At 62.5% G+C, this 20,818-nt stretch carries 19 protein-coding genes; 8 read left to right on the top strand and 11 right to left on the bottom strand.

Annotated features, from left to right (window positions below; translation table 11 throughout):
* The 8 genes from JFT63_RS26195 to JFT63_RS26160 form a co-directional block, all read left to right on the top strand.
* Nucleotides 1-833: ATP-binding cassette domain-containing protein (locus JFT63_RS26195; protein WP_198845066.1), on the top strand; the 833-nt coding region annotated here is incomplete at its 5' end.
* A 9-nt stretch (nucleotides 834-842) separates the two neighbouring features.
* Entirely contained in the window at nucleotides 843-1,811 is a 969-nt protein-coding gene (araH, locus tag JFT63_RS26190) for an L-arabinose ABC transporter permease AraH (RefSeq protein ID WP_005787495.1), read from the top strand.
* 251 nt (nucleotides 1,812-2,062) lie between these two features.
* A complete protein-coding gene (locus tag JFT63_RS26185; RefSeq protein WP_057704470.1) occupies nucleotides 2,063-2,983 on the top strand; it encodes a substrate-binding domain-containing protein in 921 nt (306 codons plus the stop codon).
* A 63-nt stretch (nucleotides 2,984-3,046) separates the two neighbouring features.
* A complete protein-coding gene (locus JFT63_RS26180) occupies nucleotides 3,047-4,555 on the top strand; it encodes a sugar ABC transporter ATP-binding protein (protein WP_057704471.1) in 1,509 nt (502 codons plus the stop codon).
* A complete protein-coding gene (locus JFT63_RS26175; RefSeq protein WP_057704472.1) occupies nucleotides 4,521-5,513 on the top strand; it encodes an ABC transporter permease in 993 nt (330 codons plus the stop codon). The genes JFT63_RS26180 and JFT63_RS26175 overlap by 35 nt, the downstream gene beginning before the upstream one ends.
* A 27-nt stretch (nucleotides 5,514-5,540) precedes the next feature.
* A complete protein-coding gene (locus JFT63_RS26170; protein WP_198708625.1) occupies nucleotides 5,541-6,632 on the top strand; it encodes an alcohol dehydrogenase catalytic domain-containing protein in 1,092 nt (363 codons plus the stop codon).
* 4 nt (nucleotides 6,633-6,636) lie between these two features.
* Nucleotides 6,637-8,169 carry an FGGY-family carbohydrate kinase gene (locus JFT63_RS26165; RefSeq protein WP_057704474.1) on the top strand — a complete coding sequence of 511 codons (1,533 nt, stop codon included), beginning with the start codon at nucleotides 6,637-6,639 and terminating at the stop codon, nucleotides 8,167-8,169.
* Between the two features lie 205 nt (nucleotides 8,170-8,374).
* The gene (locus tag JFT63_RS26160) at nucleotides 8,375-9,100 is read left to right on the top strand and encodes an SDR family oxidoreductase (protein WP_186560252.1); all 726 of its coding nucleotides are present in this window, start codon (nucleotides 8,375-8,377) and stop codon (nucleotides 9,098-9,100) included.
* Here JFT63_RS26160 and JFT63_RS26155 read toward each other — a convergent pair.
* From JFT63_RS26155 to JFT63_RS26105, 11 genes are all read right to left on the bottom strand, one after another.
* Complete coding sequence (locus JFT63_RS26155; protein WP_198845065.1) at nucleotides 9,097-10,101, bottom strand: LacI family DNA-binding transcriptional regulator; 1,005 nt, start codon at nucleotides 10,099-10,101, stop codon at nucleotides 9,097-9,099. The genes JFT63_RS26160 and JFT63_RS26155 overlap by 4 nt on opposite strands.
* A gap of 58 nt (nucleotides 10,102-10,159) precedes the next feature.
* The gene (locus tag JFT63_RS26150) at nucleotides 10,160-11,023 is read right to left on the bottom strand and encodes a LysR family transcriptional regulator (RefSeq protein WP_057704477.1); all 864 of its coding nucleotides are present in this window, start codon (nucleotides 11,021-11,023) and stop codon (nucleotides 10,160-10,162) included.
* Nucleotides 11,024-11,649: 626 nt separating this feature from the next.
* Nucleotides 11,650-13,053, bottom strand: a complete 1,404-nt coding sequence (locus JFT63_RS26145) for an amidase (RefSeq protein WP_198845064.1) — start codon at nucleotides 13,051-13,053, stop codon at nucleotides 11,650-11,652.
* The gene (locus JFT63_RS26140) at nucleotides 13,050-14,318 is read right to left on the bottom strand and encodes a Zn-dependent hydrolase (RefSeq protein ID WP_198845063.1); all 1,269 of its coding nucleotides are present in this window, start codon (nucleotides 14,316-14,318) and stop codon (nucleotides 13,050-13,052) included. Before JFT63_RS26140 ends, JFT63_RS26145 begins: the two co-directional genes overlap by 4 nt.
* A gap of 13 nt (nucleotides 14,319-14,331) precedes the next feature.
* Nucleotides 14,332-15,027, bottom strand: a complete 696-nt coding sequence (locus JFT63_RS26135) for an ABC transporter ATP-binding protein (protein WP_057704480.1) — start codon at nucleotides 15,025-15,027, stop codon at nucleotides 14,332-14,334.
* Nucleotides 15,027-15,776 carry an ABC transporter ATP-binding protein gene (locus JFT63_RS26130; protein WP_198845062.1) on the bottom strand — a complete coding sequence of 250 codons (750 nt, stop codon included), beginning with the start codon at nucleotides 15,774-15,776 and terminating at the stop codon, nucleotides 15,027-15,029. The genes JFT63_RS26135 and JFT63_RS26130 overlap by 1 nt, the downstream gene beginning before the upstream one ends.
* Nucleotides 15,773-16,783 carry a branched-chain amino acid ABC transporter permease gene (locus JFT63_RS26125; RefSeq protein ID WP_198845061.1) on the bottom strand — a complete coding sequence of 337 codons (1,011 nt, stop codon included), beginning with the start codon at nucleotides 16,781-16,783 and terminating at the stop codon, nucleotides 15,773-15,775. Before JFT63_RS26125 ends, JFT63_RS26130 begins: the two co-directional genes overlap by 4 nt.
* A 1-nt stretch (nucleotide 16,784) precedes the next feature.
* Nucleotides 16,785-17,645: a branched-chain amino acid ABC transporter permease gene (locus JFT63_RS26120; protein WP_057704483.1), complete on the bottom strand. Its 861-nt coding sequence runs from the start codon at nucleotides 17,643-17,645 to the stop codon at nucleotides 16,785-16,787.
* Between the two features lie 57 nt (nucleotides 17,646-17,702).
* A complete protein-coding gene (locus tag JFT63_RS26115; protein WP_186560245.1) occupies nucleotides 17,703-18,905 on the bottom strand; it encodes an ABC transporter substrate-binding protein in 1,203 nt (400 codons plus the stop codon).
* Between the two features lie 220 nt (nucleotides 18,906-19,125).
* Complete coding sequence (locus JFT63_RS26110) at nucleotides 19,126-19,893, bottom strand: FadR/GntR family transcriptional regulator (RefSeq protein WP_057704485.1); 768 nt, start codon at nucleotides 19,891-19,893, stop codon at nucleotides 19,126-19,128.
* A 108-nt stretch (nucleotides 19,894-20,001) separates the two neighbouring features.
* On the bottom strand, nucleotides 20,002-20,757 hold the full coding sequence (locus JFT63_RS26105; protein WP_198845060.1) for an alpha/beta hydrolase: 756 nt from the start codon (nucleotides 20,755-20,757) through the stop codon (nucleotides 20,002-20,004).
* Nucleotides 20,758-20,818 lie beyond the last annotated feature (61 nt).

Raw genomic sequence — 20,818 nt, 5'->3', positions numbered from 1 at the left:
AAGACATGAGCACGCTGACCCACGACCAGTTGGTGACCTGCATGGTCGGTCGCGATATCCAGGACATCTACGACTACCGCCCGCGCGAGCAGGGCGAGGTGGCGCTCAAGGTGAACGACCTGCTCGGCCCGGGCTTGCGCGAGCCGATCAGCTTTGCGGTGCGCAAAGGCGAGATCCTGGGCCTGTTCGGGCTGGTGGGGGCAGGGCGCACCGAGCTGTTTCGCCTGCTCAGCGGCCTGGAGCGCGCCAGTGCCGGCAGCCTGGAACTGTGCGGGCAAGCGCTGCAATTGCGCTCACCTCGCGATGCCATCGCCGCCGGCATCCTGCTGTGCCCGGAGGACCGCAAGAAAGAAGGGATCATCCCGCTGGGCAGCGTCGCGGAAAACATCAACATCAGCGCCCGGGGCGCCCATTCCAGCTTTGGCTGGCTGTTGCGCGAGGGCTGGGAGAAGGGCAACGCCGAGCGGCAGATCCAGGCGATGCGGGTCAAAACCCCGAACGCGGCGCAGAAGATCATGTACCTCTCCGGCGGCAATCAGCAGAAAGCCATTCTCGGCCGCTGGCTGTCGATGCCGATGAAGGTGCTGCTGCTTGATGAACCCACCCGCGGTATCGACATCGGCGCCAAGTCGGAGATCTACCAGATCATCCATAACCTGGCGGCCAGCGGCATTGCGGTGATCGTGGTGTCCAGCGACCTGATGGAAGTGATGGGTATTTCCGACCGTATCCTGGTGCTGTGCGAAGGCGCCATGCGCGGCGAACAACCGCGCGAGCACGCGACTGAATCCAACCTGCTGCAGCTGGCCTTGCCGCGCGGCCTGGCGAACTGAGAGAAGACCATGACCATTCAAAACAACGCGCTGCCTTCGGCACGCAAACCCCTCGATATGCGCGCCTTGCTCGACAACTGGGCGATGCTGTTGGCAGCGGTGGGCATCTTCGTGTTGTGCGCGCTGCTGATCGATAACTTCCTCTCGCCGCTGAATATGCGCGGCTTGGGCCTGGCAATTTCCACCGTGGGCATTGCGGCGTGCACCATGCTGTTCTGCCTGGCCTCCGGGCATTTCGACTTGTCGGTGGGCTCGGTGATCGCCTGCGCCGGTGTGGTGGCGGCGATTGTGATGCGCGATACCGACAGCGTGATGCTGGGCATCGGCGCGGCCTTGCTGATGGGCCTGATGGTGGGGCTGATCAACGGCATTGTGATCGCCAAGCTGCGCGTCAACGCCTTGATCACCACCCTGGCGACCATGCAGATCGTGCGCGGCCTGGCGTATATCTTCGCCGACGGCAAGGCGGTGGGGGTGTCCCAGGAGCAGTTCTTTGTATTTGGCAACGGCCAGCTGTTCGGCGTGCCGGTGCCGATCCTGATCACCATCGTGTGCTTTCTGTTCTTTGGCTGGCTGCTCAACTACACCACTTATGGGCGCAACACCATGGCCATCGGCGGCAACCCGGAAGCGGCGCTGCTGGCGGGGGTGAACGTTGATCGTACCAAGATCCTGATCTTCGCCGTGCACGGCCTGATCGGCGCCCTGGCAGGAGTGATCCTGGCTTCACGCATGACCTCGGGCCAGCCCATGATCGGCCAGGGTTTCGAACTCACGGTGATTTCGGCCTGTGTGCTGGGCGGCGTATCCCTGAGCGGCGGCATCGGCATGATTCGCCATGTGATTGCCGGGGTGCTGATCCTGGCGATCATCGAAAATGCGATGAACCTGAAGAATATCGACACGTTTTACCAGTACGTGATTCGCGGTTCTATCCTGCTCCTGGCCGTTGTTATCGACCGCATGAAACAACGCTGATCCAAGCCATAGAGTGATCAAATGTGGGAGAGGGGCAAGCCTTCTCCCATATTTGAGCGCGTACCGCCAATCCGCTCTGGTTGGCGCCAAGGCCGTTACAAGCTCAAGCTTGTCCCTACCTGACCTCATCCATTACTACGCTTCAAGCGACCAACGGGGGCTTGCGTCACCTCTGTTTAGTTGTTAGCTTCTGGCAAAATGTTAACGATAACATTTGCTCTAACAATAAAAACAAAACAGAGACTCACGCCATGAAAATGCTCCCGAAAACCCTGTGTTTACTGGCTGTCGGCATCACTTTCGGTACTCAAGCCATCGCCGCCACACCGCCCGCGCCCATTCGTATCGGCGCCTCCTTCCAGGAAATCAACAACCCCTATTTCGTCACCATGAAAAACGCCCTGGAAGAAGCGGGCGCGACCATCGGTGCGAAGCTGATCATCACCGACGCCCGCCACGACGTGTCCAAGCAGGTCAGTGACGTCGAAGACATGCTGCAAAAAGGCATCGATATCCTGCTGATCAACCCCACCGACTCGGTCGGCGTACAGTCCGCCGTCAAGTCGGCCCACGCCGCAGGCGTGGTGGTGGTGGCGGTGGATGCCCAGGCGGACGGCCCGCTGGATTCGTTCGTGGGGTCGAAGAACTTCGACGCCGGCTTCCAGGCCTGCGAATACCTGGCCAAGAACATCGGTGGCAAAGGCAATATCGCCATCCTTGACGGCATCGCCGTGGTGCCGATTCTGGAACGTGTGCGCGGTTGCAAAGAGGCGGTGGCCAAACACCCGGACCTCAAGATCGTGAGCATCCAGAACGGTAAGCAGGAGCGTGACCAGGCGCTGACCGTGACCGAAAACATGCTGCAGGCCCAGCCGACCCTCAAGGGCATTTTCAGTGTGAATGACAACGGCTCCCTCGGTGCGCTCTCGGCCATTGAAGCCAGCGGCATGGACGTAAAACTGGTGAGCGTCGACGGTGCGCCGGAAGCGATCAAGGCGATCCAGAAGCCCGGCAGCCATTTCATCGCCACCTCGGCCCAATACCCCCGCGACCAGATCCGTCTCGCCCTGGGCATTGCCCTGGCCAAAAAATGGGGCTCTCAAGTCCCGGCCAGCGTGCCGGTGGACATCACCTTGATCGACCAGGCCAAGGCCAGGGACTTCAGCTGGTAAATCCCCCAGGCCCCACGCAAGCCGTGGGGCCCAGGTCTTCCTTCTGAGCGCGAGGTCGGCGGTATGAGCAGTCTTCTGAAGCTGGAAAACATCTGTAAGCGTTACCCGGGGGTACAGGCCCTCAAGGCCATCAACCTGCAAGTGGAACGTGGCGAAATCCATGCCTTGCTGGGTGAGAATGGCGCGGGCAAATCCACCCTGATGAAGATCCTCGGCGGCGTCGAGCATCAGGACGAAGGGCAGATCCTCATCGATGGCCACGCCCAGCAGTTCGCCACTTACCGCGACGCAATCGCCGCCGGTATCGGCATCGTGTTCCAGGAGTTCAGCCTGATTCCCTATCTCACGGCGGTGGAGAACATCTTTCTCGGCCATGAGTTGAGCAACCGCTTTGGCCTGTTGCGCAAACGCGAGATGGCCGAGGCGGCGCAGGCGTTGTTCGAGCGTTTGGGGGTGAGCATCGACCTGCATTGCGCGGTCAAGCACCTGAGCGTGGCCGAGCAGCAGTTCGTCGAAATCGCCAAGGCGCTGGCCCTGGACGCGCGCCTGCTGGTGCTCGATGAGCCGACCGCGACGCTGACCCCCAGTGAAGCCGAGCTGCTGTTCGAGATCATGCGTGAACTCAAGCGCCAGGGCGTGGCGGTGATTTTTATCTCGCACCACCTGGAAGAGATTTTTCAGGTCTGCGACCGCATCAGCGTACTGCGCGACGGCGCCAATGTGGGTATCACCGACGTGGCCGACAGCGATATCGACCGTCTGGTGGAGATGATGGTGGGGCGCCGCCTGGAATGCAGTTTCCCGCCCAAACCCGCTATCGAACGCGGCCCGCTGTTGCTGGAGGTCAAAGACATCCAGCTGGTGCGCAATGGCCCACACAACAGCTTCCAACTGCACAAGGGCGAAATCCTGGGCTTTGCCGGACTGGTCGGCTCGGGTCGCACCGAATTGGCACTGGGCATGATGGGCGCGCTGCCCTCAGTGAGCAAAGAGGTGTGGCTGCGCGGCGAAAAGGTCAGCCTGGATGACCCGGCTCAAGCCCTGGCGCACGGCATCGGCCTGCTCCCGGAAAGCCGCAAGAGCGAAGGGCTGATCACCGATTTCAGCATTCGCGAAAACATCTCCCTGAACAACCTGCCCAAGTACCAGCACGCTTCAGGCTTGATCGATAAGGCCAGGGAATGCGAAAGCGTCGAAGCACTCATGCGCCAACTGTCGATCAAGGCGCCCAGCGCTGAAAGCCGGGTGCTTAACCTCAGCGGCGGCAACCAGCAGAAGGTTGTGATCGCACGCTGGATCAACCACCACTGCGACGTGCTGGTGTTCGACGAACCCACTCGCGGTATCGACGTCGGCGCCAAGGCGCAGATCTACGCGCTGATGCGCAGCCTCACCGAACAAGGCTACGCCATCATCATGATTTCCTCCGAACTGCCGGAAGTCATCGGCATGTGCGACCGCGTCGCCGTGTTCCATAAGGGCGCGATCGTCAAGGTGCTGGAAGCGTCCGCCGTCAATCCTCAAGAGGTCATGCGCCATGCAACAGGGGGCTCAAGTGAATACGTCCATTAACACCGCAAACACCGGGCGCTTGCGCCTGAATGTGGCACGGCTGCTGCGCTCGCCGGCGTTCTACCCCTTCGTGGGGCTGGTGGTGGTGACCCTGGTGATGATCCTCGCCAGCGACACTTTTCTAACCGCCAGCAACCTTTCCAACATCGCCCGCCAGGTGTCGATCAACGCGATTATTGCGGTGGGCATGACCTGCGTGATTCTCACCGGCGGCATCGACTTGTCGGTGGGGCCGGTGATGGCGTTGTCCGGCACGCTTACAGCCGGTTTGATGGTGGCCGGTGTGCCGCCCGGCCTGGCGATTGGCGCCGGGTTGCTGGTAGGCGTGGCCTTCGGCATCGGCAACGGGCTGTTCGTGGCTTACCTGCACATGCCGCCGATCATCGTCACGCTGGCGACCATGGGCATCGCCCGTGGATTCGGGCTGATGTACACCGACGGCTATCCGATTTCCGGGTTGCCGGAGTGGTTCGCCTTTTTCGGGCGCGGCAGCGTATTCGGTATGCAGGTGCCGATCCTGATCATGCTGCTCACTTACCTGGCCGCCTATGTGCTGCTGCAACACACACGTGTCGGCCGCTACATCTACGCCATCGGCGGCAATGAAGAAGCGGTGCGCTTGTCTGGGGTGCGTGCGGCGCGTTTCAAGCTGCTGGTGTACGGCATCAGTGGCTTGACTGCGGCGATTGCCGGCCTGGTGCTCACCTCGCGCCTGATGAGCGGCCAGCCCAACGCCGGAGTGTCGTTCGAGCTCGATGCGATTGCCGCCGTGGTACTCGGCGGTGCGTCGATCGCCGGCGGGCGCGGGGTGATCATCGGCACCTTGCTCGGCGCCATGCTGCTGGGCGTGTTGAACAACGGCTTGAACATGCTGGGCGTGTCGCCTTACGTGCAGAGCGTGATCAAGGGCGGGATCATTTTGCTGGCGATCTTTATCAGCCGTCAGCGCCATCGATAAATACCTCACCACACAGGACCGAACACCATGGACAAGCACACTGATATGCAAGCCGTCGTCTGCCACGGCCCCAAAGACTACCGCCTGGAACGCATCGGCAAACCCCAGGCCCGCGCCCATGAACTGGTGATCCGCATCGCCGCCTGCGGCATCTGCGCCAGTGACTGCAAGTGCCACTCTGGCGCTGCGATGTTCTGGGGCGGTGACAACCCCTGGGTCAAGGCGCCGGTGGTGCCGGGCCATGAGTTTTTCGGCTACGTAGTGGAAGCGGGCGAGGGCGCCGAGGAACACTTTGAGGTCAAGGTCGGCGACAAGGTCATCGCCGAACAGATTGTGCCGTGCGGCAAGTGTCGTTTTTGCAAGTCGGGCAAATACTGGATGTGCGAAGTACACAATATTTTCGGCTTCCAGCGTGAAGTGGCCGAAGGCGGCATGGCCCAGTACATGCGCATCCCCAAGACCGCCATCGTGCACAAGATTCCCGAAGCGGTGTCTCTGGAAGACTCGGCGCTGGTGGAACCCATGGCGTGCTCGATCCACACCGTGAACCGCGGCGACATCCAGCTCGATGACGTGGTGGTGATTGCCGGTGCGGGCACCCTTGGCCTGTGCATGGTCCAGGTGGCGGCGCTGAAGACCCCGAAAAAACTCGTGGTGATCGACATGGTTGACGAGCGCCTGGAACTGGCCAAGCGCTTCGGCGCCGATGTGGTGATCAACCCCACCCGTGACAACGCCCGCGAGATCATCAACGGCCTCACCGACAACTACGGCTGCGACGTCTACATCGAAACCACCGGTGTACCGGCCGGTGTCACCCAAGGCCTGGACCTGATCCGCAAGCTCGGGCGGTTTGTCGAGTTCAGCGTGTTTGGTGCCGAGACCAGCGTGGATTGGTCGATCATCGGCGACCGCAAGGAACTGGACGTACGCGGCGCGCATCTGGGGCCGTATTGCTACCCGATTGCCATCGACCTGTTCGAGCGTGGCCTGGTCACGTCCAAAGGCATCGTCACCCACGATTTCCCGTTGGACGACTGGGCCGAAGCGTTCGAACTGGCCAACTCGACCAAGTCGATCAAGGTGCTGTTGAAACCGGTGCTGCCCGCCCATGAGTAAGCGCATGAACTACGTCATGGGTGTCGACATCGGCACCCAGAGTACCAAGGCGCTGCTGGTGGATGCCCAGGGCACCCTCATCGCCCAGCACAGCCAGAGCTATCGGGTGGATACCCCCAAAGTGCGCTGGGCCGAACAATGGCCGCAGGTGTGGCTGGATGCTGTGCACGCCTGCGTTGCCCAGTGCATGGCCAAGTCGGGCGTACCGGCGGGGCAGGTCAAGGCGCTGTGCATCAGCAGCCTGTACGGCGGCTCGGGGATTGCCGTGGATGCGCAGATGACACCGTTGCACCCGTGCCTGATCTGGATGGACCGCCGCGCTGGCGAGCAGGTCGAGTGGGTGCGTGAGCATGTGGACCTGGAGCGGCTGTTCGCGATCACCGGCAACTCGGTGGACAGCTACTACGGCTTCACCAAGATGCTCTGGCTCAAGCAGCATCAACCCCAGGTGTGGGCGAACACCCGCTACCTGTTGCCGCCCAACAGCTATATCAACTGGTGCCTAACCGGCGAGTTGGCGGTGGACCACAGCAGCGCCGGCAATATCGGCGGTGTCTACGATGTGGCGGCGCGCAACTGGTCAGGCGAGATGCTGGATGCGCTGGGCATCGCACGCTCGATGATGCCTGAGCGGCTGGTGTATTCCGGTGAGGTGGTGGGTGGTTTGTGCGCAGACTGGGCCGCCCGCCTGGGGTTGCAGGCGGGCACGCCGATCCTCGCCGGTGGCGTGGATGCGGCCATGGCCACCCTGGCCGCAGGCGTTACCGAGCCGGGCAACCATGTGGCGATGATTGGCACCAGCATGTGCTGGGGGTATCTCAACCAGCAGGTGGATGCGCACCACGGGCTGGTTAGCATGCCGCACGTCTATAACGGCCACCGCGACCTGTATATCTTCGGCGGTGCGATCACCGCCGGGGCGTCGGTCAGCTGGTTTCGCGAGCAGTTCTGCCAGGCCGAAGAGCAGCAAGCCCGGGCGACAGGGCAAGACAGCCTGGTACTGCTGGAGCAGAGCGCCAGCAAGATCCCGGCGGGCAGTGAAGGCGTGGTGTTCTTGCCGTACCTGATGGGCGAACGCAGCCCGGTATGGGACGACCGCGCCAGCGGCAGTTTTGTCGGGCTTAACCTGTATCACAGCCGCATCCACCTGTACCGCGCGGTGCTGGAGGGCGTGAGTTTTGCCCTGCGCCACAATATTGAAGCGGGCACCCAGGGCGCGCATTCCCTCGACCCGCGTTTGATCGTGGTGGGCGGGGCGAGCCATTCGGATTTGTGGATGCAGATCATTGCCGATGTCACCCGCTACCCGGTGTACACCATTGTCCAGGAGGTTGAAGCGGCCCTGGGCGCGGCGTTGCTGGCGGCGCATACGGTGGGGTTGGTCAGTGATGAGGCGATGGACACGGGCTGGGTGCAACTGGAGCAGCGGGCGCAGCCCAGGCGCGAAAATGTCGCGGTCTACGACCAGGCGTTTGGCGAGTACCTGAAGCTGTATCCGGCCCTGAAACCGATCATGCACAACCTGCAAGCCACCTGACCCAATACAGTCCAAACAAAAAAGGTGGGGGCTTACCTTAATGCCAAAGTTAAAGCTCTTGTAGGCGCGAGCTTGCTCGCTAAACCCCCATAGGTGCCGCGTTTACTCAGAAAACACGCGTTATCGTTGACGGTTTTCGCGAGCAAGCTCGCTCCTACAGAGGACATTGGGCCCCAAGTTTTCATTGTTCTTGAGATTTTTATCTATGAACGCAGTCTTCGACTTTACTCGGCATCGCATCCTCGTCTCCGGTGCCAGCAGTGGCATCGGTCGCGAAATCGCGCTTCAACTGATCGCCAGCGGCGCGCAAGTGTTCGCCCTCGGCCGCGACGCCCAGGCTTTGGCCGAACTGGGCTGCCACACCCTGTGTGTGGACGTCGCTGACAGCGCGGCCGTCGATAACGCGCTGCAAGGCGTGCCTCCTTTGCATGGCTTGGTCAACTGCGCCGGTATCTCGCGGTTAGAGCCCGCCGCCGCCATCAGCGCCGAGGCGTTTGACCAGGTGATGACCGTCAACGCTCGCGCCGCTGCCCAGGTGGCCAGCCGTGTCGCGGCCAGGATGATCGAGGCGCATATCGCCGGCAGCATCGTCAATGTCTCCAGCCAGGCGTCGTTGGTGGCGCTGGACGACCATCTCGGTTACTGCGCCTCCAAGGCCGCGCTGGATGCAATCACCCGCGTGCAATGCGCCGAATGGGGTCGCTTTGGTATTCGGGTGAACAGCGTCAACCCCACGGTGACGCTTACGCCGATGGCGGCCATGGCCTGGTCCGACCCGGCCAAGCGCGATCCGGCGCTGGCGGCAATTCCCCTGGGGCGTTTTGCGCAACCTGCAGAAGTGGCGTTACCGGTGCTGTTCCTGCTCAGCGATGCCGCCAGCATGATCAGTGGCGTCAGCCTGCCGATCGACGGCGGCTATACCAGCCGCTAGCCGTTTTCCAACTGGCCGGCGATGACCACCTTGTCCCGTGGTTTGTACGGATCGTCCAGGCGGTCGAGCAGCAAGCGCACCGCGCTGCTGCCGGCCAGTGACGCGTCGTGGGCCACGCAGGCAATCGGTACGCCAAAGATATCGGCGAAGGGCAGGCGGTCGATGCCGCAGATGGTCAGGCTGTCATGGGGGATGTTGTGCATGCGCAGCGCGCGCAGGGCGCCGAGGGTGATCAACTGGTTAAACCCCATGATCGCGTCCGGCGCCGAGTGTTCGGCGAGGTAGTCGAGGGTGTGCAGGTAGGATGGCATCAGCGTGTAGTCACCAGCCTGCACTTCCACGTGCACCTGGGGATGCGCGGCCAGCACTTCGCGCAAGCCTTTGAGGCGCTCCACGGTGATGCGCGAGTGCTCGGGGCCGGTCAGCACCAGCAGGCGCTTGAGGTGCGGCGTCTGGCGCAACAGGTAATGCGCGGCCTGGATGCCACTGTGGTAGTTGTCGAGCACCACGCGGCTGAACGGGCTGTCGTGAATCGTGCGGTCCAGCAGCACCACCGGGGTTTTGCCGTTGCCCAGGCGTTCCAGGTAGTCAGGCTGGTAGCTCGGCTCATCGGAGACCGGCGACAGGATGATCCCCGCCACGCGGTAACCCAGCAGCGTATCGACTGCCTTGCTTTCCAGTTCTTCCAGTTCATCGGTGTCCACCAGCATGATGGTGTAGCCGTGTTGTTTCGCCTCGCGAGAAATGGCCTTGATCATTTCGCTGTAGAACGGGTTGTCTACCGAGGCGGTGATCACGCCGATGATCAGGCTTTCACTGCGCTTGAGCCCGCGCGCGAAGGCGTTGGGCACGTAGTCGAGCTCGCGAGCCACTTCCAGAATGCGCGCCAGGGTTGCGGGTTTGACCAGGTCAGGTTTGCTCAGCGCCCGGGACACGGTGATGGTGGTCATGCCGACCCGTTTGGCGATGTCGCTGATGGTGACGGACTTTTTCTTGTTCATCGGTAAGGCTGCGAGAGGACACAGCAGCAGGCTAGCATGTGTGCAGGCCCAGGGTGATTCAAATCAGCGGGTCCCAGCGTTGCGACCAGTCACCTTCAGCCTTGACCACCTCGCGCAGTAACGCCAGCGCCTGCTGCAACACCGCCGAATCCCGCGCCCGCGAATACACCAGGTACGTCGGGAAACTGAACTCCGGCGCCTTGGGCACGCGCTGCATCACGCCGCTGTCCAGGTAGCTTTGCACCACTCGCGTACGGAAATACCCGGCGCCGCCGTTTTCCAGGATGTACTGCAATGCCAGCGGCCCCAGGTTGAAACTCACGGCGGCACGAGCGCGGTCGGGCAGGGCGGCGTCATGTTGCTGGCGGAAACCCTGGCCCCAGTCGATATACACGTAGGGTTCGGGTTTGCTCGCCAATTGCACCAGGATCAGTTTTTCTTCCAGCACTTGCTCGACCTGCAAACCGGGCCAGTACTGCGGCTGGAACACCAGCGCGGCGTCAAGCACGCCCAACTCCAGCTGACGCAGCAGGTATTCGCCTTCACGCACTTCGGTACGCAGTGCATGTCCGGGGATATGCTCGCGCAACGCCTTGGCCCAACCGAGCATCAGCGGATTGCACAGACTGACCTCGCCGCCGATGTGCAGCACATTGCGATAGCCATCGGGTAGCGGCAGGTCACGCCGCGCCGCTTCCCAGGTTTGCAGCAACTGGTTGGCGTACACCACAAAGGCCTCACCGTCGGCGGTCAGGCGCGCACCGGCACGGTTGCGCACGAACAACGTACTGCCCAGCTGGCTCTCCAGGTTCTTCACCCGGGCGGTGATGGCGGTCTGGGTAACGTGCAGTTTCTCGGCCGCCGCGGCCAGGCTGCCGCAGCGGGTGATTTCGAGGAAGGTGCGTGCCAGTTCTATGTCCATAAGCGCCCCGGGTGATGAATGGGGGCATTGTAGAGCGATGCGCGATTGGAATGCGATCCATGTGGGAGCTGGCTTGCCTGCGAAGGCGGCCTGTCAGCCGACGCTTCTCTACCTGACACCCCGCAATCAAACTGTGGGAGCGGGCTTGCTCGCGAAGGCGGCCTGGCAGTCAACACAGCTGGATTGTGTACATATCCATTCCTGCGGTAATGGCCACTTAGGGTTCCGCTTTTACAGCGGGTCACTTTTGGAAAAGAGCCCCAAAAGTAACCAAAAGGGCTCTTGCCCCACCACTCGGCACCTCGCCTAGGCTCGGTGTGCCCGTAATCCGCCAGTGATTTGGGGGGCCGCCGCCACGCGCCATCCATGGCGCGGGGCGGCTAAACCGGCATCCCTGCCGGTTTACCCCCCAAATCCCTGTCGAATTCCGGCCAGCGTGGTTTGACGGGGCGCCTTAGATCAAGATCAAAAGCAGATCAAGAGCGGCTCGCTTCGCATCGTGGTTACCGTTGGCTGCTATAACCTACAAAATTGTGTAGAAGCTGCGATGGCGGTGTGTCAGAGGTCAATGTGCTGACTGAACCCGCGCTATCGCAGGCAAGCCAGCTCCCACTGTGGTGGGTATTTCAGGTCGGGCTTCTCGGTGTGTGCAAGTGTTCTGTGGGGAATGCCTTTGCATACGCGTGACACACCCTCAACACCTGCTCATCGGCAAACCGCGCGCCCACCACATGCAAGCCCACTGGCAAGCCATTCGCTGCCAACCCACAGGGCACTGACGCCGCCGGTTGCTGGGTGAGGTTGAACGGGTAGGTGAACGGCGTCCATTCCATCCACTCACTCATCCCCGAACCCGGCGGTACGTTGTGCCCGGCTTCGAATGCGGTGATCGGCATCATCGGCGACACCAGCACATCGTAATGTTCATGGAACGCGGCCATCCGTGCCACCAGCGCCGCTCGGGCTTCCAGGGCCGTGTTGAAATCATTCAGGCTCAAGCGTTCGCCCCGCTGTGCAATACGCAGCAACCCGGGGTCGAGCTGTTGCTTTTGCGCCTCGCTCATTGTGCCGGTCAGGCGTGCTGCGCCGGCAGCCCATAGGGTGCTGAACACCTCCAGGGGGTCGCTGAAGCCAGGGTCGATGTGTTCGACATGGGCGCCCAGTTGCACCAGGCCCAGCACAGCTTGATCCACCACCTGGGCGACCTGCGGGTCGACCTTCGCATAGCCGAACGTGGGGCTGTAGGCGACACGCAACCCCTTCAAGTCCGTTCCTGGAATGAGCCAGGGCGTGGTTCGCGGCGCGCCGATCAAGCCGTCCCGCACATCTGGCTGCGCCACGGCTTGCAGCATCAGCACGCTGTCTTCCACGGTGCGCGTCATCGGCCCCAGGTGCGACAGGATCGTCATAGAGCTGGCCGGCCATTGCGGCACATAACCGAAGGTCGGCTTGATCCCGAAGGTGCCGGTAAACGCACAGGGAATGCGGATTGAGCCACCGGCGTCGCTGCCCTGGTGCAGCACGCCCAGGTTCAACGCCGCTGCCGCACCGGCACCTCCGGAGGAACCACCGGCGGTAGTGCGCGTGTCCCACGGGTTGCGGGTGATGCCGTACAGCGGGTTGTCGGTCACGCCTTTCCAGCCGAATTCCGGGGTAGTGGTCTTGCCCAGCAGCACAGCGCCGGCCTTGCGCATGAAGGCCGAGAAGGGCGCGTCCACGTCCCATGGGCCCACGGCCGATGAGGTGCGTGAGCCTTTGCGCGTGGGCATGCCGACCGTCAGTGTCAGGTCTTTGATCGACGCCGGTACGCCATCCAGTGCGCCGCAAGGTTCGCCTTTGAGCCAGCGCTGTTCCGACGCTCGCGCCGCGTCCAATGCGCCTTGCGGGTCGACATGACAGTAGGCATTCACCACCGGGTTGTAGCGCTCGATGCGCAGCAGCGCATCTTCAGTCACCTCCACGGGGGACAAGCTTTTGTCGCGAAAATGCTGCAACAGCTGCACCGCTGTCAGTTGGCCAATCTCACTCATGCCAGATTCCCCTGGGCCGCGTTCACCATGGCGCGCAGCAACACCGCGCAACCCGCCGCCAGGTCATCCGGCGCGGCGTTTTCGATTTCGTTATGGCTGATGCCGCCTTCGCACGGCACAAAGATCATCCCGGCCGGGCCCAGTTCGGCGACGAAGATCGCGTCATGCCCGGCGCCGCTGACGATGTCCATATGGCTCAAGCCCAACGCCTGGGCAGCGTCGCGCACGGCGTTGACGCAGGCCGGGTTGAAGTCCAGCGGTGGGAAGTCGGCGGTGGGCGTCAGTTCGAAGGTCAACCCGTGCCGCGCCGCCGAATCCTGGATCACGTCGCGCACTTCATCGACCATGGCTTGCAGTTTATCTGCATGTAAATGACGCAAGTCGATGGTCATGTGCACCTGGCCGGGGATCACATTGCGCGAGCCTGGGTGCAGGTTCAGGCAACCGACGGTGCCGCAGGCATGGGGTTGTTGTTGATGGGCGATACGATTGATCGCGCTGACCACCTCGGCGGCACCGACCAGAGCGTCCTTGCGCAAGTGCATCGGGGTAGGGCCGGCGTGGGCCTCGACGCCGGTGAGGGTCAGGTCGAACCACTTCTGGCCCAGGCAGCCCATGACCACGCCAATGGTGGTGGCCTGGTCTTCCAGCACCGGGCCTTGCTCGATATGCGCTTCGAAATACGCACCCACCGCATGGCCCGGCACTGCGCGCGAACCGGCGTAGCCAATACGCTGCAATTCGGCACCCACCGACAGGCCCTGATCGTCGAGCTTGTCGAGAGTGTCCTGCAAGTCGAACTTCCCGGCGAACACCCCCGAGCCCATCATGCATGGCGGGAAGCGCGAGCCTTCTTCGTTGGTCCAGACCACCACTTCGATGGGCGCCTGGGTTTCGATCTTGAGGTCGTTGAGGGTGCGAATGACTTCCAGCCCGGCCATCACCCCATAGCAGCCGTCGAACTTGCCGCCGGTGGGCTGGGTATCGATATGGCTGCCGGTCATCACCGCGGGCAGGGCGGGGTTGCGTCCAGGGCGACGGGCAAAAATATTGCCGATGGCGTCCACGCTGACGCTGCACCCGGCGGCCTCGCACCACTGTACAAACAGGTCGCGGGCCTGGCGATCGAGGTCGGTAAGCGCCAGGCGACACACGCCGCCCTTGGCCGTGGCGCCGAGCCGTGCCAGGTCCATCAGGGATTGCCACAGGCGGTCGCGGTTGATCAGCGGGGCATTGCTCTGAAGCGGTTGCGCAAGACTATTCATCAGAGATCTCCAGTCAGGCACTCAAGGCCAGATAACGGTTCTTGATCGACGGGTCGGCACGGAAGTCAGCGGCGCTGCCTTCGTACACCACGCGGCCCTGTTCGAGCACGTAATGGCGGTCGGCGAGCTTGTCGCAGACCATCAGGTTCTGTTCCACCAGCAGCACCGGCAAGCCATCGTCCTTGACCTTGCGCAGGATCTTCACCAGCTCGTCAACGATCACCGGGGCCAGGCCCTCGGTGGGTTCGTCGAGAATCAGCAGCTTGGGGTCGTTGAGCAGGGCGCGGGCGATGGCGAGCATTTGCTGTTCGCCGCCGGACAACGCATGGCCGGCGTTTTTGCGCCGTTCCTTGAGGCGCGGGAACATGGCGTACACGTCGTCCAGCTGCCAGCGGCTGTTTTTGCGCACGGCGATGCGCAGGTTTTCCTCGACACTGAGCAGGCGGAAAATTCCTCGGTTTTCCGGCACCAGCGCCAGGCCCTGGCGTGCAATTTCAAAGATTTTTTGCCCCACCAATGCCTGACCGTTGAAGTGAATCTGGCCCTGACGCGGGCAAATGATGCCAAGGATGCTGCGCAGAGTGGTGGTCTTGCCGGCGCCATTGCGGCCCAGCAGCGTCACCAGCTCACCGGGGTTGACGCTCAACGAAACGCCCTCCAGCACATGGCTCTTGTCGTAGTAGGAATGGATATTCTCGACGATCAGCATCAGGCGGCCTCCCCAAGATAGGCAGTGCGTACACGTTCATCGGCGCGCACAAACTCCGGCGTGCCTTCCACCAGGATCTGCCCGTGGCTCATCACCGTGATGCGTTGGCTGATGGACATGACAATGCTCATGTTGTGTTCAATCAGCAGCACCGTGTGGTCGCGCCCCAGGTCGCTGATCAGTTGGGTCATGATCGGGATATCGTCGATGCCCATGCCCGAGGTAGGTTCGTCGAGCATCAACAGTTTGGGTTTGGAGCAGATCGACATGCCCACCTCCAGCACCCGCTGCTGGCCGTGGGACAACTCACCGGCCAGGGTGTCGGCGCGGGCCGTGAGTTGCAGGCGCTCCAGCACCTGGTCGGCCATCTCCAGGTGTTCGCGCTTGCTGTCTACCCGGCGCCAGAAGTTCAAGGCGCGCGCGCCGTCGCGGCCCTGGGCGGCCAGGCGCAGGTTCTCGCGCACGCTCAGGTTCTGAAACAGGCTGGTGAGCTGGAACGAGCGCGCCATGCCCAGGCCGACGCGGGCATGGGCGGGCTTGCGCATCAGGTTCTTGCCGTCGAAATGGATCGCTCCGGCGGTGGCCTGGCGCTCACCCGTCAGGCAGTGGAACAGGCTGGTCTTGCCGGCGCCATTGGGGCCGATGATGGTGTGAATGGTGCCGGCCTCGACCTTGAGGTTGACGCCATTGACCGCATGGAACGCGCCGTAGGCCAGCTCCAGATTTTGGGTTTCCAGCAGGATGCTCATAGCCCTTGCTCCTTGGCGACGACCACGGGTTTGCGCGTGCCGCGCACCTTCTCGAACAGCGACGCGAGGCCGCCCCACAACCCGCCGCGCATGAAGATCACCACCAGGATCAGGATCACCCCCAGCAGCATCAGCCAGCGCGGCCACAGGTCGGAGAGCAAATCCCCCAACAGTACGATGGAGCCGGCGCCGAGCAACGAACCGAACAACGAGCCGGTGCCGCCGACGATGGTCATGATCAGGATGTTTTCGGACATTGCCAGATCGATATTGGACAGCGGCACAAAGTGCAGCAGCATGGCGTACAGCGCCCCGGCAATCCCGGTGACCGCACCGGACAGCACGAACACCAGGATCTTGAAGTGCCGCGTGTCATAGCCGATGGCCGAGGCACGGGTTTCGTTTTCGCGGATCGCCATCAGCGTGCTGCCAAACGGCGAAGCGATCACCCGGCGTGCGCCTATAAAGATCAGCAGGAACAGCACGGCGACAAAACCATAGAAGGCGCGGGCATCGGCCAAGGACAGCAGCACGGTCTCACCCACCCGAATTTCCGGGCGCGGCACGCTGAGCAGGCCGTTGTCGCCGCCGGTCCAGTCGCTCAGGGTATAGGCGACGAAGTAGGCCATTTGGCTGAACGCCAGGGTCAGCATCACGAAGTAGATGCCGGTGCGCCGAATCGCCAGGGCGCCTACCAACAGCGCGAGGAAACCACCGGCAATTGCGGCGCCGAGCAATGCGGTGAACAACCCCAGTTGCAGGTGGATCATCAGCAACGCCGCGCAGTAGGCGCCGGCCCCGAAGAAGATGCCTTGGCCGAAGGACAGCAGCCCGGTGTAGCCCAGCAACAGGTTGCAGGCCAGGGCGGCCATGGCAAAGATCAGAATCTCGGTGGCCAGGGTCGCCGAGGGCAGTATCAACGGCAGGCCGATCAGTACCGCCAATACCCACAGCAGCATGGCTTTGGATTGGGTCTTGGCAAACGGCAGGGGATTTTTCTCGCTCATGTCAGGCTCTCCCGAACAGGCCGTAAGGGCGCACCAGAATCACCACGGCCATCGCGCCGTAGATCATCAGGCTCGCACCCTGGGGCCAGAGTGTGGTCATCAGGCTTTGCACGACGCCGACCAGCAAACCGCCGACCAGCGCACCGCTGAACGAGCCCATGCCGCCGATCACCACCACCACGAACGCCACCCCGAGAATCTCCGGACCGACAAAGGGCTGAGCACCGCGCAACGGCGCGAACAACACTCCGGCGACACCGGCCAGGGCCACGCCGAGGGCAAAGGTCATGGAGAACAGGCGGAAGATATTGGTGCCCAGCAGTGACACGGTTTCAGTGCTCTCACTGCCGGCGCGCACCAGGGCGCCGAAGCGCGTGCGTTCCAGCAGCAGCCACAGGCCCAGGCCGACCAACCCGGAAAATACGATCAGAAACAGGCGGTAGTAGGGGTAGACGAAATCGCCCACCACCAGCACGCCGCGCAGCAATTCCGGTACGGCGACGCTTTTGCCCACCGGGCCCCAGATCATCACGCTGGCTTCCTGGATGATCAGCGCGATCCCCAGGGTCACCAGAATCTGGAACATATGCGGCAAGTGGTAGATCCGCTGGATCAGCAAACGCTCGATCACCCAGGCCAGGGCAGCCACCACCAGCGGCGCGACGAGCAGCGCCAGCCAGAAGCTGCCGGTAAGGCTTACGGCGGTGTAGCAGATGTAGGCGCCGAGCAGGAAAAACGCGCCGTGGGCGAAGTTGACGAAGTTGAGCAGGCCGAAAATGATCGTCAGCCCGACCGCGATCAGAAAGTAGATCATCCCCAGCCCAAGGCCGTTGAGAATCTGGAACAGGTACAAATCAAGCATGCAGGAACCCTCCGCAGACGGCCGCTTGCGCGGCCCTGCGTGACAAAATGTAAGCGGTCAGCCGAGCGAGCAGCCCGTCGCCTCAACCGGCGGGAACGATTGGCCGGCGCTGAGCACCTTGGCCAGGTCGTCCTTGTCGGCCATGTCGCCGCTGGCCTTGCCGATCAGCAGGTAGTAATCCTTGATCACCTGGTGATCGCCGGCGCGGATCGACTCCTTGCCGGTCGGACCTTCATAGCTCAAGCCCTGCATGGCCTTGGCCACGGTCGCGCCGTCGAGGCTGCCGGTGGCGATGATGGTGTCGAGCATGACTTTGGTGCTGATGTAGTCGGCGGCCAGGGGGTAGGTGGGGTTGATGCCGTATTTGGTCTGGGTCAGCTTGACTAGTTCGCGGTTGAGGGGCGTATCGACCTGATGCCAGTACTGCGCGCCGAGGTACACGCCTTCGAGCACATCGCTGCCCAACTCCTGGAATTGGTCAAGGCCGGCCGACCATACCAGCAGCACCTTCATGCGCTCCTTGATGCCGAAGTTCACGGCCTGGCGCAGGGTGTTGGAGGACTGGCTGCCGAAGTTGAGCAGTACCAGCACGTCGGGCCGGGTGGAAATGGCGTTGGTCAGGTAGCCGGAGAATTCCTGCTCCTGCAGCGAGTGGTAGCTGTTGCCCACGTGTTCCAGGCCGTGCTCCTTGAGCACGTTTTTGGCGCCTTCAAGCAAGGCTTCGCCGAATACGTATTGCGGGGTGATGGTGTACCAGCGTTTGGCGTCCGGCAGCAGTTTGATCAGCGGCACCATGGTTTCGCGGATCGCGCCGTAGGTAGGCACCGACCAGCGGAAAGTCGCCTTATTGCAATCCTTGCCGGTGACTTCATCGGCGCCCACCGGGGTCATGAACACGCCGCCGACTTTGTCGACTTCCTTGGCCACGGCCAGGGCGGAAGACGACAGTGTGCAGCCCTGGAAGAACCGAGCCCCATCCTGCGCGATCGCCTCCTGCACTTTGCGCACCGCCTTGCCGGCGTTGCCTTCGGTGTCGATAACCTTGTAGGTCAGCGGGCGGCCGAGGATCTCGGGATGCTGTTGCACGGCCAGGCGCGACCCCATGTCGGCAAATTTGCCGTAGCTGGCAAACGCGCCAGACATGGACTTGAGGCCGTAAAAGGTAAAGGGCTCGGCGGCAAAGGCCGAACGCACGCTCAGCGGCAAGCTGAGGGCGGCGGCTGCGGTGAGGCTGGCTTTCAATAACGTACGACGCTGCATGGGGTGACTCCCTGGTTTAGTTATTGGCAGGAGCGGCAAGGGCGATACGGTGGAGCAAGGGCCTGTGGGCAGGCTTGTTATTGGGTAACTCGGTTCAACAGATGGACACGGTCAAATGTGGGAGCTGGCTTGCCTGCGATGCGGGCGCCTCGGTGTTACAGGGGGACCGAGCCGATGCCATCGCAGGCAAGCCAGCTCCCACATTGATCGGGTGTTGTTCCTAACGGTGATCAAACTCCAGAAGGAAGTGCGGGCTCACCTGGCCTTCCAGCGCGGTCATATGGTGTTCGGCATCGCACATGTGTTCATGCATCAAGCTGCGCACCGCGCTTTCATCCCCGGCGCGAAAGGCGATCAGCAGTTGCTTGTGATAATCGAGGTTGGCCGCGTCGAACTGCTTGCGCTTGGGTTTGTAGGCTTTCTTGAGCACCACCAGGTCGCGCAGCAGGTCATTGAGAAACTGCGCCATAAAACTCAGCAGTGGGTTGGGGCAGGCCCGGGCCAGCAGGTTGTGGAACTCCAGTTCCGCCAGGCGCTGTTCGCGCTGGCCGGCTTCGCTGTCCTCGGGAGCGCTGCAAAAATCCACATTGGCTTGCAGGGCAACGTAATCGTCTTCGCTCAAACGCCCGAGCACCGACACTGCCAGTTCCACTTCGATGACCTTGCGCAGTTGGTAGACCTGCTCGCCATCCAGGTGCTGAAAGTGCAGGTAATTGCGCAAGGCGCGGCTGGCCGGTTCGGTGCCGGCCTGGTTCAGGTAGGCCCCGCCGCTGGGGCCGGTGCGCGTACTGACCAACCCTTCGACCTCCAGCGCCTTGAGCGCTTCGCGCGCCGAGCCCTTGGAGCACTGGAAGCTTTCCATCAGCTCGCGCTCAGTGGGCAGGCGGTCGCCGGGCTTCAAGGCATCGGTGACGATCGAGCGCTTGACCGACTCGACAATCACATCGGACAGCTTCTGGCGTTTGCGGCGTAGCGGGCGAGTCAGCATGGGTGCGATTTATCGTATTAATGCGGATAAATAGCACTTAATAACGATTGCATCGGAGCGTCAACGCAGGGTGTCGTTTTCGATGGCAACAGGTCGCAAATGCGCCGGTTACTCCCAGGCACCGAGGTCAAGGCAACGTGCGGACGCTGGTGGCTGTTTGCCGTAGGCGAGGAAATCCCCCAGCCAGCGGCTGACACAGCCGTCGCCCCCCGAGTGCCTGGACTCCTTGAGCAATAGCTGCTCGACGCCTGCGGCGATGGGGTCGCCAGGCTCTGCATTAATCAGCACCATGCGTGCAATGCGCTCGGGAAACAGCGTGCCGTAGCGGCTGCCAAGGCGGGTCGCGGCAGCGCTGCCCAGGTAGTGCAGGCGCGCTTCGCCGAGCTGCCCGCGCACGTATTCCATGTCCAGCGCCGCCTGCTCGACCGCGTTTGGCTGGCGCAGGTCACGGGTGCTCAGTTCGATCACGTCATAACGGTCGACCAGCGTGCGATAAGCGCGGGTGGCAAGCGACTCCCAGCGGCTGGCCACCTGCAGCACAAAAGGTGCGTTGGCGGGCTGGGGCGGTTCGCCCGCCTGGATGAACACCACCCCCTCACGGTTGAGCGGTTGCCTTGCGCCCACACGCGTCACGCTCAGGCGTATACGACCGCGTCCAGGGGCCGCGTGGTCCCGGGGCACACTGACCAGGCCACATTGGGTGCGCCCGACCACCTCAGGGTCCAGACGCGCAGTGGCAGTGAGGGGGCAATCCAACAGCCAGTCGATTGCAGTGGGCGCGATCAGGGGCTCGGCGCGCGCTGCATGTGCTATCAGCCAGCAGCTTATGCAGACCAGGCTTTTTACAAGAACGCTGGGTGTCATCACGAGGTCCGGGGCAGCCGTATGTAACGGCTTTTTTACCAAGGACCTGGGTGTGGAAAAT

Source organism: Pseudomonas sp. MF7453 (assembly GCF_016405455.1).
Classification (GTDB): domain Bacteria; phylum Pseudomonadota; class Gammaproteobacteria; order Pseudomonadales; family Pseudomonadaceae; genus Aquipseudomonas; species Aquipseudomonas paralactis.
The sequence above is the reverse complement of the archived record's forward strand: the minus strand, read 5'-3'. Positions and strand labels throughout refer to the sequence as shown.

What these genes read in the sequence shown, in the direction of transcription:
- JFT63_RS26160 (WP_186560252.1), top strand. Translation starts at nt 8,375, where the DNA reads ATGAACGCAGTCTTCGACTTTACTCGGCATCGCATCCTCGTCTCCGGT.
- JFT63_RS26185 (WP_057704470.1), top strand. Translation starts at nt 2,063, where the DNA reads ATGAAAATGCTCCCGAAAACCCTGTGTTTACTGGCTGTCGGCATCACT.
- JFT63_RS26140 (WP_198845063.1), bottom strand. Translation starts at nt 14,318, where the DNA reads ATGAATAGTCTTGCGCAACCGCTTCAGAGCAATGCCCCGCTGATCAAC.
- JFT63_RS26150 (WP_057704477.1), bottom strand. Translation starts at nt 11,023, where the DNA reads ATGGACATAGAACTGGCACGCACCTTCCTCGAAATCACCCGCTGCGGC.
- JFT63_RS26105 (WP_198845060.1), bottom strand. Translation starts at nt 20,757, where the DNA reads ATGACACCCAGCGTTCTTGTAAAAAGCCTGGTCTGCATAAGCTGCTGG.
- araH (WP_005787495.1), top strand. Translation starts at nt 843, where the DNA reads ATGACCATTCAAAACAACGCGCTGCCTTCGGCACGCAAACCCCTCGAT.
- JFT63_RS26135 (WP_057704480.1), bottom strand. Translation starts at nt 15,027, where the DNA reads ATGCTGATCGTCGAGAATATCCATTCCTACTACGACAAGAGCCATGTG.
- JFT63_RS26155 (WP_198845065.1), bottom strand. Translation starts at nt 10,101, where the DNA reads ATGAACAAGAAAAAGTCCGTCACCATCAGCGACATCGCCAAACGGGTC.
- JFT63_RS26165 (WP_057704474.1), top strand. Translation starts at nt 6,637, where the DNA reads ATGAACTACGTCATGGGTGTCGACATCGGCACCCAGAGTACCAAGGCG.
- JFT63_RS26125 (WP_198845061.1), bottom strand. Translation starts at nt 16,783, where the DNA reads ATGAGCGAGAAAAATCCCCTGCCGTTTGCCAAGACCCAATCCAAAGCC.
- JFT63_RS26175 (WP_057704472.1), top strand. Translation starts at nt 4,521, where the DNA reads ATGCAACAGGGGGCTCAAGTGAATACGTCCATTAACACCGCAAACACC.
- JFT63_RS26110 (WP_057704485.1), bottom strand. Translation starts at nt 19,893, where the DNA reads ATGCTGACTCGCCCGCTACGCCGCAAACGCCAGAAGCTGTCCGATGTG.
- JFT63_RS26130 (WP_198845062.1), bottom strand. Translation starts at nt 15,776, where the DNA reads ATGAGCATCCTGCTGGAAACCCAAAATCTGGAGCTGGCCTACGGCGCG.
- JFT63_RS26145 (WP_198845064.1), bottom strand. Translation starts at nt 13,053, where the DNA reads ATGAGTGAGATTGGCCAACTGACAGCGGTGCAGCTGTTGCAGCATTTT.
- JFT63_RS26120 (WP_057704483.1), bottom strand. Translation starts at nt 17,645, where the DNA reads ATGCTTGATTTGTACCTGTTCCAGATTCTCAACGGCCTTGGGCTGGGG.
- JFT63_RS26115 (WP_186560245.1), bottom strand. Translation starts at nt 18,905, where the DNA reads ATGCAGCGTCGTACGTTATTGAAAGCCAGCCTCACCGCAGCCGCCGCC.
- JFT63_RS26170 (WP_198708625.1), top strand. Translation starts at nt 5,541, where the DNA reads ATGGACAAGCACACTGATATGCAAGCCGTCGTCTGCCACGGCCCCAAA.
- JFT63_RS26180 (WP_057704471.1), top strand. Translation starts at nt 3,047, where the DNA reads ATGAGCAGTCTTCTGAAGCTGGAAAACATCTGTAAGCGTTACCCGGGG.